11 protein-coding genes are annotated in these 16,537 nt (G+C 72.8%); 5 read left to right on the top strand and 6 right to left on the bottom strand.

Annotation, left to right across the window (positions count from 1 at the left end):
- Positions 1-167 precede the first annotated feature (167 nt).
- The 5 genes from ACFWI4_RS33675 to ACFWI4_RS33655 all read right to left on the bottom strand — a co-directional run bounded on the left by ACFWI4_RS33675 (position 168) and on the right by ACFWI4_RS33655 (position 9,261).
- Positions 168-3,107: a hypothetical protein gene (locus tag ACFWI4_RS33675; RefSeq protein ID WP_387204142.1), complete on the bottom strand. Its 2,940-nt coding sequence runs from the start codon at positions 3,105-3,107 to the stop codon at positions 168-170.
- 2 nt (positions 3,108-3,109) lie between these two features.
- Positions 3,110-4,957: an HSP90 family protein gene (locus ACFWI4_RS33670; RefSeq protein WP_387204139.1), complete on the bottom strand. Its 1,848-nt coding sequence runs from the start codon at positions 4,955-4,957 to the stop codon at positions 3,110-3,112.
- A gap of 94 nt (positions 4,958-5,051) precedes the next feature.
- Complete coding sequence (locus ACFWI4_RS33665; RefSeq protein WP_387204136.1) at positions 5,052-6,038, bottom strand: hypothetical protein; 987 nt, start codon at positions 6,036-6,038, stop codon at positions 5,052-5,054.
- A gap of 114 nt (positions 6,039-6,152) precedes the next feature.
- Positions 6,153-7,652 (bottom strand): CAP domain-containing protein, encoded by a 1,500-nt coding sequence (locus tag ACFWI4_RS33660; protein ID WP_387204133.1) that lies wholly within the window; start codon positions 7,650-7,652, stop codon positions 6,153-6,155.
- 160 nt (positions 7,653-7,812) lie between these two features.
- A complete protein-coding gene (locus ACFWI4_RS33655) occupies positions 7,813-9,261 on the bottom strand; it encodes a histidine kinase dimerization/phospho-acceptor domain-containing protein (RefSeq protein ID WP_387204130.1) in 1,449 nt (482 codons plus the stop codon).
- Between the two features lie 152 nt (positions 9,262-9,413).
- On the opposite strand from ACFWI4_RS33655, the gene ACFWI4_RS33650 reads away from it, so the two are divergent.
- From ACFWI4_RS33650 to ACFWI4_RS33630, 5 genes are read left to right on the top strand one after another with little or no spacing between them, the layout of a single operon-like run.
- Entirely contained in the window at positions 9,414-10,043 is a 630-nt protein-coding gene (locus ACFWI4_RS33650) for a hypothetical protein (RefSeq protein ID WP_387204127.1), read from the top strand.
- A gap of 5 nt (positions 10,044-10,048) precedes the next feature.
- Positions 10,049-10,831, top strand: a complete 783-nt coding sequence (locus tag ACFWI4_RS33645) for an ABC transporter ATP-binding protein (protein ID WP_387204124.1) — start codon at positions 10,049-10,051, stop codon at positions 10,829-10,831.
- A complete protein-coding gene (locus tag ACFWI4_RS33640; protein ID WP_387204121.1) occupies positions 10,818-11,480 on the top strand; it encodes an ABC transporter ATP-binding protein in 663 nt (220 codons plus the stop codon). The genes ACFWI4_RS33645 and ACFWI4_RS33640 overlap by 14 nt, the downstream gene beginning before the upstream one ends.
- Positions 11,477-14,122 (top strand): FtsX-like permease family protein, encoded by a 2,646-nt coding sequence (locus tag ACFWI4_RS33635; RefSeq protein ID WP_387204118.1) that lies wholly within the window; start codon positions 11,477-11,479, stop codon positions 14,120-14,122. Before ACFWI4_RS33640 ends, ACFWI4_RS33635 begins: the two co-directional genes overlap by 4 nt.
- Before the next feature lie 60 nt (positions 14,123-14,182).
- Positions 14,183-14,929, top strand: coding sequence for a response regulator transcription factor (locus ACFWI4_RS33630; protein WP_387204115.1), 747 nt, complete (start codon positions 14,183-14,185; stop codon positions 14,927-14,929).
- 90 nt (positions 14,930-15,019) lie between these two features.
- Here ACFWI4_RS33630 and ACFWI4_RS33625 read toward each other — a convergent pair whose 3' ends face one another.
- Entirely contained in the window at positions 15,020-16,516 is a 1,497-nt protein-coding gene (locus ACFWI4_RS33625) for an MFS transporter (RefSeq protein ID WP_387204112.1), read from the bottom strand.
- Positions 16,517-16,537 lie beyond the last annotated feature (21 nt).

Here is a 16,537-nt window from a genome sequence, read left to right as displayed (position 1 = left end):
GACGCGCCTGGCCGGACAGGTCCTGGTGGCACCCCACCGCCCCGCCGCGATCCACGGCGACGGGGAGGCTCGGCGCCGTGAGGGCGCCGCGCCCTGTGGGCGGGCGGTCCGTTCACTCCGCCCTCGGCCCGGGAACCCGATCCCGCCCCTCCGGTTCCGCCGTCGTGTCAGGCCTCGTCGCGCAGGCGTGAGGCCAGGGCGTTGAGCGGCTCGGCCTCCGCGGTGTGGCCGTCGGCGGTCAGGAGGGCCGTCGCCGCGTCGAGGCGGGCGAGGGCGGGGGAGACCCGCTCCAGGTAGACGCCCTCCACGGCGCCCGCGAAACGGACGCACTCGGCCCACTCGCCGGCCCGCTCGTCCTCCGGTCCCGGCTCGCCGAGCAGCGTGATGGCCTTCTCCAGCGCGGCCAGCGCGGCCTCGTACTCACCGGCGTAGGCGTTCACCCGCCCGTACTCGTAGGCGAGGGCGGAGTCCAGGGAGCGGCCCCGTGCCTCGTACTCCGCCTCGCGGGCCTCGTCGGCGATCCGGCCGGCGTCGGCGAGGAAGGCCAGGGCGTCCGCCAGACCCTCCGCACCGCTCTGCTGGGCCCGGAGACGGGCGAGTTCGCGCAGGCAGTTGCTGAGCTGTTCGTGGCGCGGTGCCCGCGCGTGGGCGGCGAGCGCCTGGGCGAGGGCCTCACGGGCGGGCCCGAACTCGCCGCTCTCGCCCAGGAGTACGGCGGCCTCGGCGGCGATCATGGCATGGCTTCCCGGGTCGTCGTCCCAGCCGGCCGACTGGGCCGCGAGGGCGACGAGTTCCGCCGTGGCGGCCTTGAGGTCCTCGCCCGCGTGCAGTGCCCGGGCCCGGATCAGACGCAGCTGGGCCAGCAGCCGGTCGTCCAACTCTCCTGCCACGACGTCCGGTTCGGCCATCAGGGAGTCGAGCAGGGCGATGCAGTCCTCGACCCGGCCGAGGTCGAGGCTGAGCTGGGCCGCGTTGCTGTACGTGCAGTACGCCTCCGTGCGGCTGCCGTGGCGCAGGTCCAGCTCAGCCGAGCGCGTCAGATGGCGCAGTGCCGCCTCGGGGCGGCCCAGCCGCATGCAGACCTCGGCCAGGTGACCCTGGAGGCGGCTGGTGTCGACGGTCCGGGCCGGCCAGTCGGCGGCCAGCCGTACCGCCTCGCTCAGGCTCGCGTGCGCGGCCTCCGCGTCCCGCAGACCGATCTGGAGCCGCCCTCGCAGGCCGAGCGCCCGGGGCAGGTGCCAGGCGGGGCCGTCCTCCCGCAGCCGGCCCACGAGCTCGTCGACCGTGGTCACGGCGGTCGGCAGGTCGCCGGCCAGGGCGTGCGTTCCGGCGCGGAGCAGCAGCCCGCCCGACACCTGCCCGGCGATGCCGTGCCGGGTGGCGAAGTCGACCAGCAGGTCCACCTCGGGGAAGACCGGCGCGGCGTGCTCCTCGCTTCCCGAGCTCTGGAGGCGCAGACCCAGAGCGGTGGCCCGCAGGCGCAGCAGCCGGGCTTCGTGGACCGGCGTGAGGCCGGGCGTCTCCTCGTGCAGGGCGACCATGGAGGCGTGCGCGGCGGTCAGCGCGGCGGCCTTCGCCCCGGCCCCGTCGTCGACGCCCCCGTCGTCGACGCCCTCGGCGGCGGCGAGCAGAGCGCAGGCACGGGCGAGCGCCGCCTGCCCGGGAGCCCCGGCGTCGTCGTAGAGACCCGCCGCCTCCTGGTACCGGCTCTCGGCGGTCGCGAACTCGTCCTTGTCGCCAGCCCTGTTGGCCTCCTCGTCCAGCAGGTCCGCGCGGAGCAGTACGAGGGGGCCCACCTCCGGGTCGTCGGGGTGGGCGTAGTCGTCGGCGGCGGTCAATCCGCGGAGGCGGGCCCAGAGGGCCGGTGCCTCGGGGTGTCCCTGGTCGTCCAACGCCCGCGCCCGCAGGATCAGTTCGGTGAGCGACTCGGGTGCCCGGGCCGTCGTACGGGTGGCGGGCGCGGCGGCCGGGAGGGCCGTGGCGAGGTCGTCGAGGCTGCGGGGGCGCAGGGTCAGCTCCAGCGTGTCCAGGAGCGGGGCGGCCTCGATCCGGGCCCTGCGGCGGTCGCCGTGGGCGGTGGTTCCGTTGCGGGCGTCGAAGCGGGCGGCGAGGTCGTCGGCGCGGACCGCGACCTCGGCGCGCAGGCCGGCCACCGTCCAGGTGCGGCCCGGGTAGCCGACGGCGGGCAGTTCGCCGTGACCCAGCCGCTCCACCCGCCGCAGCAGGACCTCCACGCCGGTGAGGAAGTCGAGTGTGTCCCTGGGGGAGTCGACGTCCTCGAACAACCCCCGGTTCTCGGCGAGCAGTTCGAGCCCGCGGGCCTCGTTGCCGGTCAGCGCGCAGAACTCCAGGTGACGGCCGACCTCCCCGGCCATCGACGGGTTGCGGCGGCAGGCGCGGTATCCGGCGAGGTGCAGCTCGACGGCCCGCTCGACGGCGCCCGAGCGCAGCAGCGGCAGCAGCGCGTGCGAGACGGAGCGGGCCGGTTCCTCCTGGCAGGAGTCCTTCCCGGCCAGGACGGGTTCCCAGACGCGCAGGGCACGCTCGTCGTCGCCCGCGCCGAGGTGGTACAGGGCGCGCTCGCAGATCTCGCAGGCCTCGCAGTCGCTGAGCCGGGTGCGCGGGCGGCCCGCCCACAGTTCGAAGGCGAGGGCGGTGTCCTCACCTATGTGTGCGGCGAGTTGGTACGCCTGCCCGTAGTACGGCTGGAGGCCGAGGTCCGCCTTCTCGTAGCGGTCGCGCATCTCCGACTGCCACTGGCGCAGGCTGGCCAGCGGGATCTCGGGAAGCGCCAGCAGAGCGTTGGCCACCCACTTGAACCGCCAGAACAGCGTGTGGCGCAGGCGCTCGTCGAAGACGTCGGGCTGCTCGTCGAACAGGTTGAGCAGACGGGCGAAGACGACGGGCGACTTCCGGGGTTCGGAGCCGTAGGTGTACGCCTCCTGGAGTTCGAGGAGGGCCTGGATCAGGGGTACGGGCTCCGCGAACTGCTCGGCCGCCTCGACGAGTTCCTCGGCGGTGACGGTGCGGGTGCGGCCGTAGGGGCGCCGGTCGTTCTCCTGGAGGGCCTTGAGCAGCTCGTCGGTGGTCTGGGGTGCGGTCGGCATCGTCAGCTGTCCTTGCGGAGGGCGTGGGCGAGGAGGTCGAGGAAGGAGCGGTTGATGAGGCTCGACTCGGCGGGCCTGAGCGGGCGCCTGGACAGCATCGCGGCCTGCCCGTAGAGCGCTTCGGCACTGGTGCGGGCCAGCTCGGGCTCGGTGATGGTGACGGCGGTGCGGACCAGCGGATTCAGCTGGTTGAGGATCAGCTGGGCCCGCGGGGCCTCCTGCCGCAGTGCGCCGAGGATGTCTCCCCACACACCGCCCTCCTGCTCACGGGCGAGCTGGGAGCGGGTGCGCTCGTGCCGTGCCTCGCGGCTGTCGACCAGGAGCGCGGGCGCGGAGGCGGGCTGGAAGGTCCGCAGGGCGACGTCGCAGTCGAAGACGGCGAGGGCGTCACGGGCCTGGGCGAGATAGGCCGCCGCGGCCAGTTCGGTCTCCCGGTCGACGGGGTCGAGGTGGGCGGTCAGCGTCGCCGGGTCGAGGTCCGCGACGCTCGTCCCCGGCCTGACCTCCGGGAGCCGGTGGACCAGTTCACGGTCGTACGTGTAGCCGCCGTTGACGACGCCGAGGCCCGCGGCGGAGGCGATCGCGGCGACCTGCCGGAACTCCTCCACGCTCGACGTCACGAGCACGGTCCGGTGCGTCCGCGCGAACTCGTCCAGCGTCGCGTGACCGTCGGTGGTCTCGAACGGCAGCCACGGCAGCAGCATCCGCAGGATCTCGTCGTCGTGCACCGCGAGCGACTTGACGGCCAGATGGTGGGCCTGGAGGAAACGGGCGAGCAGGTCCGGGTCGCTGGCGGCGGCCCGGGCGATCCAGTCGCGCAGCCGCTCGGCCAGGGCGTCCCGGACGGCGGCGAGGGTGTCGTCCTCGTACAGGGCCTCGCGGGACGCCGTCGGGCGCAGGCTCTCGGCGTCCACGACACAGCGGACGAAGAACGCCCACTCGGGCAGGATCTCCTCGGCCTGCTCCGACAGCAGCATGCCCTTGACGTGCACGCGGTGTCCGTGGCGGCGCCCGGCGGGCACGGTCTCGGGCAGGACGCAGGCGATGCCCTTGAGGCCCACGGCCGGCAGGTCCAGCTCGATCGTGTCCAGCGGCTTGAAGCCGAAGACCCGCTCGCCGTAGGCGGCCAGGGCGCGTGAACGGGCACCGGGAGTGGGATGGGCGCCGGCCCAGGGCGCGGGCTCGGGGTTGACCGGCGTTCCCGTGCCGCCCGTACCGTCCGTGAAGGTCACCGGATGGCGCAGCAGGGAGCCGAAGTGCCGTGCCAGCGCATGGACCTGCGGGGGCCGGGTCCACTCGCCGGCATCGGCGCGCGGTGTCAGGGTGACGGTGGTGCCGGGACGGGGGCGGGCGGACGCGGGCAGGGTACGGACGGTGTAGCTGCCGTCGCCGCGTCCCCGCCACTCCACGGTGGGAGCGTCGGGCGTGCGGGCGGAGCGGCTCAGGACGTGGATCTCGTCGGCGACCAGGAAGCACGACAGCAGACCGATCCCGAACTGGCCGATGAAGTCGGCGCGTTGCTCGGCGATCTTCTCGGCTCGCTTGCTGCTGCGCCCGATCGTGGCGAGGAAGGTGTGCACGTCGGCCTCGGTGAGACCGACTCCGTCGTCCTCGACCCGAACCTCCGAGCCGTCGGCGTACAGCCGGATGCCGAAGACCTCGGCCGGGGTGTCCGGTTCGAGCGAGTGCCGGGCGGTCAGCGCGTCCACCGCGTTCTGGAGGAGTTCGCGCAGATAGACGCGGGGGCTGGAGTAGAGGTGGTGGGAGAGGAGGTCGACGAGGCCGCGCAGATCCACCTGGAAGGTGCGGTCGTCGCCGGCCGGGATCGCGGAGGTGTCGGGCAGTGTCATCGGGCAGTCCACAGGGGAGAGGAGGCGGATGGCGGGCTCGGCGCGGATGGCGGGCTCGGCGCGCGCTCGGGCGCGCGGCGGGATCGGTGGGGGCTCAGACGCGGCGGAGGCCGAGGGCGAATCGCTGCTCGGGATCGGCGAAGTAGGTCCACGGCCAGCCGGTGTAGGCGCCGTCGAGCTCCTGGAAGACGCGGCCGGCCGTGTGGCGTTCCCCGGCCAGGGACAGGGCCATGGCGAAGAGGTTGAAGTCGTGCTGCCAGCCCGGCCGTCGTACGTAGGCGGGGTGGAGGATGCTGTGCTCGGCGGCCTTGCTCAACTCCTCCTGGATCGCGGGGTCTTCGAGGCATCCCCGGCGCTCCGACTCGACCCGGTCCTCGATGTGCGCCATGGCCACCACGCAGCCGAGACGGTGACCCTGCGGGGCGCGTCCGATTGCCTCGCGCGCGAACGTCAGCGCCTGTCCGGGCTCGCCGCCCCAGCGGGGCTGCAACTGCGACACCCACTCGATGTGGGTCTCCAGGTCCAGCGGGTCGCGGCGCAGCGCCGCGTCGAGCCGGGTCTCCTTCACGGCGGAGGACAGCGACATGCCACGGGCGGAGGTCATGAGCCGGCGCCAGGGGGTGATCCACTCCGGGCGCAGCTCGGCGGCCTCAAGCAACTGCTCCTCCCCGATGAGGAGTCGCTCGTGGAAGACGCGCCACTGGTCCTGCGTGACGTCCACCGCGCGGGCGGTCGTGCGCGCCTCCCAGCCCCACTTGACGTGGCGCGTTCCGGATATCAGGAGCGCCGTCGCCCGGTGCTCCTTGTCCTCCTCGACGGCCTTCCCGATCCAGTTCTGCACGCCGTCCAAGTCGCCCAGTTCGGCGAGGACCTGATGGTCACGGCCCGGATCGAACGGGGCCAGCGCCGCCTTGACCGCCTCCCAGTCGCCGTCCTCGGCCGCGCCGACCAGCGCGCACACCCGCACGTCTCCGAGCGTGCGCAGCGTGTGCATCCCGTTCCTGCCTCTGCGCAGCACCGGGAGCGCGTACGGATCCGCCGCCGTCCGCCCCGCATTTCTGCCCAAAAGCTTGCCCCACATGCCGTGCCCTCCCCTGGTCCCGCATGATCGTTGCGTGCAGCATAAACGGCACCGCTGACACCGTTGCCACAGAGTTTTCACAGGCGTTTCAGGGGAGCCGGCCGGCCGCGTGTCCTACTTGGCGACGGAGAAGGACCAGCGGATCGTCTCCTTCTGGGTGACGACGGTCGCGCTGTACTTCGCCCCGCGCTTGAGCGGCTTGGCCGGGACGACCACGGCCGCGTTGTAGAAGTCCAGCTCGTCCCTCACCTGTGCCTTGGTGCCCGCATTGGTGTTGCGGTAGGTGTCCGAAGTGAACGAACACACCGGCACCTTCTTGCCGTTCTCGGTGAGGGTGACACTCCGGAGCTTGGGCTTGTAGCCGACCAGCCGCTTGTCGAGGCCCTCGAAGCCCGGATCGCCGACGGTGACCCACAGGGGGGTGCCGGACTTCCCGGCCGCGTAACCGGTGCAGGCCGTGTACGGCGAGGGCGTCTCGTTGGGCCCGTTGGTCTCGTAGGCGGGCAGCACCTGCCCGTTGCCCGGGAACATCTGGACACGGTTGTTCCGGTACAGGATCGCCTCGGCCGCGTGGTTGCCGTACAGGTAGACGTCCTCGGCGGTGTAACCGCCGGAGCGGTAGGTGCCCATGCCGACCACGGCCTCGCGCTTGCTGAGCAGGTCGATCGAGTGGAACGGGGCGGTGGACAGGCCCTCGACGCTGAGCTTGGCGAGGTCCGTCTTCGCCGGAACCCCGGTCTGGAGGGCGATCAGTGAACCCTGGGCCACGTCGTTGCCCTTGGCGCTGTAGTAGGGCTTGCCCGCGGTCTCGCAGTGGCACATGACGTGGTTGACCGCCATGTAGCGGGCGTGCAGCGCCGCGTCCTTGTTCGCCTGCGCGTCCCAGGCCACGGGACCGGCGCCGGCCTTCGCCCGGAGCGCGTTCAGCGTGGTCAGCCACGCCGGTGCCGTGCCGGCGACGTGGATCCGGACCGTGTTGCTCACGGTCGCGGCGAGACCGTAGTCGGGCTGCGCGATAGTGCTGAGGCGGAACTCGTAGTCGCCCGTCGCAGGCGCCCACAGGAGCGCCTGCTTGTAGTAGTACGCGGTGCCGTCGACCGTCGACCAGGTGGTGCCGCCGACCCGTCGGCGCTGCAGCACGCCGTTCAGCTGATAGGTGCTGACGCCCTTCAGCTTGGCGTACTGCGCCTGGTACGGCGCGGTGGTGGCCGGGGTCAGGGTGAGCGTCGGCTTGGGGGGTATGAAGACCGGCCGGATCTCGGTGGACGTGACGAAGTCGCCGTCCGCGTCGAGGACGTCGACCTCCAGAAGGGCGTTGCTCTTCAGCGGGAAGGCGATGTCGGCGGCGCCGGCCTCGTCCGTCGTCCCGGTCAGCGGGCTGTCCGACTCCCATTCCGCGAACACCGAGACGGTGGCGCCGGGTACGGGGGCGCCGGTGCTGGTGTCGACGACGACCGCGTGGACGCCGAACGTGCCGCCCGCGGCCAGCGCCGTGGTCGGGCCGGTCGCGGTGACCTTCCAGTCCGCCTCGTCGGCGACGGCGGTGCCGGCTCCGGCGAACGGCGCGAGCAGGCCGATGCCGGCGGCCGCGATGAGGGTTCGTCTCAGGCGCATCGGGTCACCCCGGCGGGTATCACGCGGTCTGCGCGAAGGTGCACGTGTCGTCCTCGTGGATGAGTTGTGATGGTTCGATGGAGAGGTTCCTATCAGAGGTTTTCGGCCATGATCAAGAAGCGGGGGCCGAACCTGGCGGGACTCCTGGGCGGGACGGCCTCTAGCGGGCGGGATCCTGCCCGCCGTCCCGGCCATCGCTGCCGTCGCCGTCCCGTCCGTTCCCGTAGTACTGCCGGTCTTGCTCCTCATGCCCGTCCTGCCGCTTCCCGCCGACCTCGCCGCCCTGTTCGCCCCGGCGGGTCCGGCCGCCCTCGGTGTCCTGGCCGATGGGGACGAGGAGCACGAACGTGGCCGGATCCGCCCGGGTCACCGAGAGCCGTCCGCCGAACGAGACGGCCAGGTCACGGGCGAGCGCCAGCCCGATGCCGGTCCCGGAGCCCCCGCCCGAGTGTCCGCGGTCGAACACCCTCGCGGGATCCCCGTCGATGCTTCCCTCGTCGGCCACGTCGAAGGCGAGGGCACTTCCCAGATCGCGCGTGCCGATCCGGACCGTGCCGCGCCCGTGGACCCTGGCGTTGTCGAGGAGGATGCCGAGCACCTCGGAGACGGGCCCGCCGGGCACACGTACATCCGTGGGCACGTCATCGGCCGAACTCACCAGGCGTCTGCCCTCCCGCGCCAGGAGCCCGTGCCACCGTTCGGCCGTCTCCCGGACCACCTGGTGCGCCGGAACGCGGGTCGCGGCCGAGAGGGCCCAGCCGTGCGGGCGGGACAGACGCAGCAGCTCCTCCACCGTCCGGTGCAGACGCTGGGTCGTGGCCAGGGCCTCGGACACGACCGGCCGCAGAGCTCTCGTGTCGTCCTGGTCGAGCCCCGCCTCCAGGGCGAGTTGCAGCCCCGCGAGCGGGGTACGCAGCTGATGGGAGGCGTTGCCCGTGAAATCGCGTTCTTGACGCAGCAGTTCGGACAGACTGTCGAGCATCTCGTTGTGGGTGCGGGCGACCCGGTCGATCTCGGGGATGCTGCTCCCTTCGGCCCGCCGGGACAGATCGCCCTCGGCGACGGCCTCGCAGTGGCGTGACAGGTCTTCCAGCGGGGCTGCCAGCACCCGCGCCTGACGACGGGCGACGAGGACCGCGACACAGACCGCCACCAGGGCCACGCCCAGCAGCACGCCCCAAGCCGCCAGGACTCGGCGCTGCACCGCGCCGGCAGGCGAGGACGCCCGGACCACGCCGATCACCCGCTCGGCGTGCGAGACCGGCACGGTGACGACGATCTGCCCGTCCTCCCCGCTCCGGACCGGCTTCCCGTCCAGCGCCCGCCGGACCGCGGTGTCACCGGCCGCCGGACCGTCGCCCGCGCGCAGCCGGGCCCGCGGGTCGTACAGGCCCAGACGTCCGCCGCGCGGGGGAGAGGGCAGTTCGACGGGGTCGCCGGTGGCGTAGTCGGGGCTCACGTGCACCGCGCCCGCCAGTGCCGCTCGCTCCAGTGCGTCCCGCTGCGCCGTGTAGAGCGACGACCGGATCACCAGTGCCAGGGGAGTGGCGAGGAGGACCACGGCGACCAGTGCGGTGGTAAGGGCCACGCGCACCACTCGCTGTCTCATGGCTTCATGATGCGGGCCCGCCGCCCGGTCCGACGCGACGCGGCGCGGCTTTTGCCTCCGTCTAACCCTCGCCGGCCGGAACGTTAACCCGTCGGTCCCTAGCGTCGCTGTCATGGCCGGCGGACACGGCACGCAGGAGAGAGGCAGCAATCATGGGACGAAACACACGGGCGGCCGCGGCCGTCGCGGTGACGATCGCCGGAGCGGCGATCGCCGGCTGTTCCGGCTCCGGCGCGCACGGCTCGCCGCCGACGGCCTCCACGGCGAACAGGGCCGGGCAGGCCCAGGCCGCGCCCACCGAGTCCAATCCGCCCGGCGACATCCCCGACAACCAGGTCTACGTCCCCTACCGGCCGGCCGGCGGCTCCTTCAACGGCTTCACCGTGAAGGTCCCCGAAGGCTGGGCACGCACGGTCAAGGGCGACACCACGACGTTCACGGACAAGCTGAACACCGTCACCGTCACCTCCGCGCCCGCCTCCGCCGCGCCGACGACCGCTTCGGTCAACGCCACGGTCGTTCCGGAACTGCGCGCACGGACACCGAAGTTCGCCGCCCCGAAGGTCTCCGAGGTGACCCGGCACGCCGGACACGTCGTTCTGCTGACCTACCAGGGCGACTCGGCCAAGGACCCGGTCACCGGCAAAGTGGTGCGGGACGCGTTCGAGCGGTACACCTACTACCGCTCGGGCCACGAAGTGAACGTGACCCTGACCGGCCCGGTGAACGCCGACAACGTCGACCCGTGGCGCATCGTCAGCGACTCCGTCACCTGGCGGTGAGACGAGTGACCGGAACCCCGCGCGCCGCCAACCGCCCACGCCCCCCGGACGACGAGGTCCTCACCGCCCGCGAGCTGTACCGCTTCTACCGAGCCGGCGAGGAGGAGACACTCGCGCTGCGCGGGGTGTCGCTGGCGGTGCGGCGCGGCGAGACGGTTGCGGTGGTCGGGCCCTCGGGGGCGGGCAAGTCCACCCTGCTGGCCTGTCTCGCCGGGCTCGACGAGCCCTCCGGAGGCGAAGTCCGCGTCGACGGCGTCCGCATCAGCCACCGGCCCGAGACGGAACGGTCCCGACTCCGGGCCCTCCACATCGGTGTGCTGCTCCAGACCCGCAATCTGCTGCCGCATCTGAGCGTGCGCGACAACATCCGGCTGCCGCAACGGGCGAGCGGCCGCAAGCCGGCCGTGACGGCCGACGACCTCCTGGCGCAGGCGGGGATCGGCGAGCGGGGCCGCGCACTGCCCCGCCAACTGTCCGGTGGGGAACTCGCGCGCGCCGGACTCGCCGTCGCCCTGGCGAACTCGCCCGCCGTACTCCTCGCGGACGAACCGACCGGTGAACTCGACGGCGAGACCGAACAACTCGTGCTCGCGATGCTGCGGCAGCGGGCGGCTGAGGGCTGCGCGGTGCTGATCGTTACGCACAGCGCGGAGGCCGTCCGGGTCGCCGACCGGGCCATCACCCTGGACGACGGCAAGGCCACCGACACCTCGACATCCGTAACCACCGACACCTCGACATCCGTAACCACCGCCACTTCGGGAGGAGTTGAGGATGCAGACCGATGAGTCACTCGTGACCTGCACCGACACGGCCCTCACCTTCGGCCGGGACGCTCGGGCGGTGGTGGCGGTGCACGGAGCGAACCTGACGATCCGTCCCGGCGAACGGCTCGCGATCGTCGGATCGTCCGGCTCGGGCAAGAGCTCCCTGCTCCATCTGATCGCCGGGCTCGAACGAGCCACCACGGGAACCGTCACCCGGGCCCCGGGCCTTGAGCCGAGTGACATCGGGCTCGTCTTCCAGAACGACAGCCTCATCCCCGCGCTGAACGTGGCCGAGAACGCCGCGCTCCCCCTGATCCTTGCCGACCGCCCCGAGAACGAGGCCCGGCGGACCGCTCTCGCGGCACTCGCCCGGGTCGGCGTCCGGCACCTGGCCGACCGGCTTCCCGAGGAGATCTCCGGAGGCCAGGCCCAACGCGTGGCCGTCGCCCGCGTCCTGTCCCAGGCCCCCCGTCTGATCCTCGCCGACGAACCCACCGGCCGCCTCGACCACGCCAGCGGCGCCCGCGTCCTGGACGCCCTGCTGACCACCGCGGACCTCGCGCGGGCCGCGCTCGTCGTCACGACCCACGACCCGTCCGTCGCCGCGCGGCTCGTACAGCGCCGCACCATGCGCGACGGCCGACTGCTCGCACCGGAGGAGACGTCATGATCACCGCATGGGCGAAAGGCCTGACCCGTCACCGCGCCGGACGGCTCCTGGCCGCCCTGGCCGGCGTCGCCCTGGCCGTCGCCCTCGTCGCGGCCCTCGGCTCCTTCCTCACCGCGTCGCAGGCGACCATGACCCAGCGAGCCCTGCGGTCGGTGGCCGTCGACTGGCAGGTCCAGGTACAGCCCGGCGCCGACCCGAACACCGTCCTGTCCCTGGTCCGCGGAACCCCCGGCACACGGACGGCACTCCCGGTCGGCTCCGCCCGCACCACCGGCTTCAGCGCCCAGGCGCACGGCAGCACCCAGACCACGGGGCCCGGAATCGCGCTCGGCCTGCCCGACGGCTACCGCGACCGGTTCCCCGACGAGATCCGCACCCTCACCGGCTCCCCGACGGGCGTCCTGCTGGCCCAGCAGACCGCGTCCAACCTGCACGCGGCCCCGGGCGACACCATCACCATCGGGCTCCCCGGAGTCGGCCGCCGCCAGGTCACCGTGAACGGAGTCGTCGACCTGCTCCAGGCCGACTCCCTGTTCCAGACCGTCGGCGCGCCCAGCCAGTCCCAGCCCACCGCGCCACCGGACAACGTCGTCCTCCTGCCCGCCGACCGGTTCGCGGCGCTCACCCACGGCGCCACCGCGACGACGACCCAGATCCACGTCGCCCGCGACCACAGCCACCTGCCCGCCGATCCCGCGGCCGCCTTCACCACCGTCACGGGCGCCGCCCACCATCTGGAGGCCCACTCCACGGGCACCGCGCTCGTCGGCGACAACGTCGGAGCCGCCCTGGACTCCGCCCGCCAGGACGCCCTGTACGCGCAGGTCCTCTTCCTCTTCCTCGGCGTCCCCGGCGCCGTCCTGGCCGCAGCGCTGACCGCCGCCGTCGCCTCGGTCGGCGGTGACCGCCGCCGTCAGGAACAGGGACTGCTGCGCCTGCGCGGACTGCGCCCCGGGCAGATCACCTCGCTCGCGGCCCTGGAAGCCGCCCTGATCGGCCTGCTCGGCGGCCTCCTCGGACTGGGCACGGCCGCCCTCACGGGACATCTGGCCTTCGGGGCCGCGTCCTTCGGCGCAGGTACCGGCACCTGGGCGATCTGGTACGCGGTGGCCTTCGCCCTCGGGGCCGCGGTGGCGGCCGGAGCCGTCCTCATCCCCGCCCTGCGTGATCTGCGTACCGTCACCGTGACCGACACCCGCAAGGAGAACAGTGCCCGGCGCAACCCGTGGTGGATGCGCTACGGCCTCGACCTCGCCCTGCTGATCGGTTCGTGGCTGGTCTTCCGCGCCTCCTCCGGCAACCAGTACGCGCTGGTCCTCGCGCCCGAGGGCGTCCCCACCATCTCCGTGTCGTACTGGGCCTTCCTCGGCCCCGTACTGCTGTGGATCGGCACCGCCCTGCTCGTGTGGCGCCTGACCCTGCTGGCCCTTCACCACGGGCGGCCCGCGCTGGCCCGGCTCGCCCGCCCCCTGACCGGGAACCTGGCCGGCACCACCGCGGCCACCCTCTCGCGCCGAAGCCGCACGCTTGCACGATCGGTGGTCCTGCTCGCCCTCGCCGTCTCCTTCGCCGTGTCCACCGCGGTCTTCAACGCCACCTACCAGCAGCAGGCCGAGGTCGACGCCCGGCTGACCAACGGCGCCGACGTGACCGTCACCGAACCTCCGGGCGCCCACACACCGCCGAGCGCGGCAACGGCCCTGCGCGTCGGGGGCGTACGGCACGTCGAGCCGCTCCAGCACCGCTTCGCCTACGTCGGACCCGACCTTCAGGACCTCTACGGGGTCCGCCCCGACACCGTCACGCGAGCGACCTCGCTCCAGGACGCCTACTTCGCCGGCGGGACCGCGCGGCAGCTCATGCACAGCCTGGCCCAGCGCCCGGACAATCTCCTGGTCAGCGAGGAGACCGTGCACGACTTCCAGCTCCGTCCCGGCGACACCCTCAACCTCCGCGTCCAGGACGCCCGGACGAAGGCCCTGCGCACGGTGCCCTTCCACTACGCCGGGGTCGTCAAGGAATTCCCGACCGCCCCCAAGGACAGCTTCTTCGTCGCCAACGCCTCCTACATCGCCAAGACCACCGGCAGCGACGCGGTGGGCGCCTTCCTCGTCGACACGGGCGGCAGCGGGCAGCGGCAGATCGCCGCCCACCTGCGGTCGCGGCTGGGCAGCAGCGCGACCGTCACCGACCTGACCCAGACCCGGGGCACCGTAGGCACCAGCCTGACCTCCGTCGACCTGGCCGGCCTCACCCGTATCGAACTCGTCTTCGCGGTCCTGCTGGCCGCCGGAGCCGGAGGACTGGTCCTCGCCCTCGGACTCGCCGAACGGCGCCGCACCTTCGCCATCGCCACCGTCCTCGGCGCGACGAGACGGCAACTGCGCGGGATGGTCCTCACCGAGGCGCTCCTGCTGGCCGCGACCGGCCTGGCCACGGGCGCACTCATCGGCTGGGCCCTGTCGCAGATGCTCGTCAAGGTCCTCACCGGTGTCTTCGACCCCCCGCCGGCCACCCTCGCCGTCCCGGGCGCCTACCTCGCCCTCACCGGGATCGCCGCCGTGACCGCCGTACTGGCAGCGGCCCTCAACGGCATCCGCACCTCCCGGCGCCCCGCCGTGGAGGAACTGCGCGACCTGTGAACCACGCCCCGACGACCCGAAACGCTCGAAGAGATCACCGAGGGACCTAGGCTGTCGACCATGGGCACGTCCACGGCACCGGACCGGAACCGCCTGCGCGTACTCGTCGTCGAGGACGACGCAACCATCGGCCACCACCTGGAGACCGGCCTGCGCGGCAACGGCTACGCCGCGACCTGGATGCGCACCGGAGCCGCGGCGCTCACCGAGGCCGGCACCTCGTCCACGTCCTCGTCCACCTCCTACGACGCCGTCCTGCTCGACCTCGGACTGCCCGACATCGACGGACTGGACGTCGCCCGGGACCTGCGCGCACGCTTCCCCGACCTGCTGATCGTCATCCTCACCGCACGCACCGACGACATCGACATCATCGCCGGTCTGGAGGCGGGCGCCGACGACTACCTGGTCAAGCCGTTCTCCCTGACCGTGCTGCTCGCCCGCCTGCGCGCCCATCTGCGCCGACGAGCCGTCACACCCGCCGAGCAGACCCCCGTACGGCTGCACGACCTCGTCGTCGACGCGAAGGCCCGCCGCTGCACCCTCCACGACGAGGAGATCACCCTGCGGCCCAAGGAGTTCGAGCTGCTGGCCATGCTCGCCCGGCACCTGGGAGAGGCGGTCGCACGCGAGACCCTGATGGCCGAGGTATGGGACGAGAACTGGTTCGGCCCCACCAAGACCCTGGACGTGACGATGGCCGGCCTGCGTCGCCGCCTCGCCCGGGCGGCCGAGACGGCGGCGCACCCGTGCCGGCTGCCGCGGATCGTCACGCTCCGGGGCCACGGCTACCGGCTGGAGCTCTGACGGCGGCACCCGGAGAAGTCCGTCCGACAGCGGCGGGGACCTCGGCTCCTGCACCGAGGTCCCCGCCGTTTCCGCGCATGGCGCGGGCGGTCAGCCACGGCGTACCGCTTCCTTCGCGTCGCCCTCCTCGTCGCCCCGCCGGACCGGTGCCGGGGCCCGGTCCGGCTCGGGGTGCGCCCGGCGTACGCGCAGGTCGGCGACGGCCAGGAGCAGGGCGATCACACTCATGCCGACGGCGGTGAGCAGTCCGAGCTGAATGGCCGTCACGGAGTGGCCGTGGGGGACCTGGTGCGCGAAGTACACCGCGCCGACCACGGCGATGCCGGCCGCCGAGCCGATGCGCTGCCCGGTCTGGAGCACCCCGCCGGCGGCGCCCGCGCGCTGCACGGGGACCCGGGTCAGGGTGAGCGTCGTATTGGGCGAGACCGTCAGACCCGAGCCGATCCCGCCGACCACCATGGGCAGGGCCGTGGCCCACCCGACACTGGACAGCGGCACAAGCTGCACCGCCACGACCACCCCCAGCAGACCCACCACCACCGCGAGCAGCCCGAACACGACCAGTTTGCGGCCGTGGCGCATGACCAGCCGGCCCCCGAGTGCGGCGCCGACCGCGGACGCGGCCGCGAACGGCAGCACCGACACACCGGCCGCCAGCGCGCTGTATCCGGCCGTGTTCTGGAGGAACAAGGAGTAGACGAAGAAGACCGTCGTGAACCCCGCGAAGTACGTCAGGCTGATCAGGGACCCGAGCGTGAAGGAGCGCAGGGAGAACAGGTCCAGATCGACCAGCGGGGCCCGCCCGCGCAGCTTCTGACGTCCCTCCCACACCCAGAACGCGATCAGCAGCAGGGCGGCCACCGGCAGCAGGGCCCACTTCAGCCGTCCGGTCCACTGCTGTTCCTGGACCAGGGGAAGCATGAGCGCGAGCACGGCGGCACCGAGCAGCAGGACACCGAACGGGTCGAACTCCTCCCGCCTCCCCGTCGACGGGAAGCGGGGCAGCAGGCGCAGTCCCGCGGCGAGCGCGGCCACCCCGATGGGCAGGTTGACGAAGAACACCCATCGCCAGCCGTCGTCGGTGCCCACGGCGTCGATCAGGACACCTCCCACCAGCGGGCCGGCCGCCGTCGAGACCCCGATGACACTGCCCAGCAGACCGAACGCCTTCGCGCGCTCCGCGCCCTGGAACATCTGCTGGATCAGCCCCGAGGTCTGCGGGGCGACCAGACCCGCCGCCGTGCCCTGGACCAGCCGGAACAGCACCAGCCACGCGGCACTGGGAGCGAGCCCGCACGCCCCCGAGGCCAGCGTGAACAGCGCCAGTCCCACCAGGAACGCCTGGCGCCGCCCGCGCATGTCGCCCAGCCGGCCCGCCGGGACGAGCACCAGCCCGAAGGCCAGGGCGTACCCGGAGACCACCCAGGACTGCGCGGCCTCCGAGGCGGCCAGCCCGTGCTCCATCGAGGGCAGCGCCACGTTCACGATCGAGGTGTCGAGCAGCGAGATGAAGCCCGCCGTCAGACAGACGGCGAGCGCCTTCCACCGTCGCTGGTCGGGGGCGGGCGGGGCTTGGACAGTGGTCATGGGGTCACGCTAAGCAGCCAC

Source organism: Streptomyces sp. NPDC127038, assembly GCF_042725875.1.
Taxonomy (GTDB): Bacteria; Actinomycetota; Actinomycetes; order Streptomycetales; family Streptomycetaceae; genus Streptomyces.
Note: the sequence above shows the minus strand (reverse complement) of the source record. Positions and strands in the feature narration are given on the sequence as shown.

Bases quoted from the DNA above. Each gene is read 5' to 3' on its own strand.
- ACFWI4_RS33675 (WP_387204142.1), bottom strand. From the start codon at position 3,107: ATGCCGACCGCACCCCAGACCACCGACGAGCTGCTCAAGGCCCTCCAG.
- ACFWI4_RS33650 (WP_387204127.1), top strand. From the start codon at position 9,414: ATGGGACGAAACACACGGGCGGCCGCGGCCGTCGCGGTGACGATCGCC.
- ACFWI4_RS33630 (WP_387204115.1), top strand. From the start codon at position 14,183: ATGGGCACGTCCACGGCACCGGACCGGAACCGCCTGCGCGTACTCGTC.
- ACFWI4_RS33640 (WP_387204121.1), top strand. From the start codon at position 10,818: ATGCAGACCGATGAGTCACTCGTGACCTGCACCGACACGGCCCTCACC.
- ACFWI4_RS33625 (WP_387204112.1), bottom strand. From the start codon at position 16,516: ATGACCACTGTCCAAGCCCCGCCCGCCCCCGACCAGCGACGGTGGAAG.
- ACFWI4_RS33670 (WP_387204139.1), bottom strand. From the start codon at position 4,957: ATGACACTGCCCGACACCTCCGCGATCCCGGCCGGCGACGACCGCACC.
- ACFWI4_RS33655 (WP_387204130.1), bottom strand. From the start codon at position 9,261: ATGAGACAGCGAGTGGTGCGCGTGGCCCTTACCACCGCACTGGTCGCC.
- ACFWI4_RS33635 (WP_387204118.1), top strand. From the start codon at position 11,477: ATGATCACCGCATGGGCGAAAGGCCTGACCCGTCACCGCGCCGGACGG.
- ACFWI4_RS33665 (WP_387204136.1), bottom strand. From the start codon at position 6,038: ATGTGGGGCAAGCTTTTGGGCAGAAATGCGGGGCGGACGGCGGCGGAT.
- ACFWI4_RS33660 (WP_387204133.1), bottom strand. From the start codon at position 7,652: ATGCGCCTGAGACGAACCCTCATCGCGGCCGCCGGCATCGGCCTGCTC.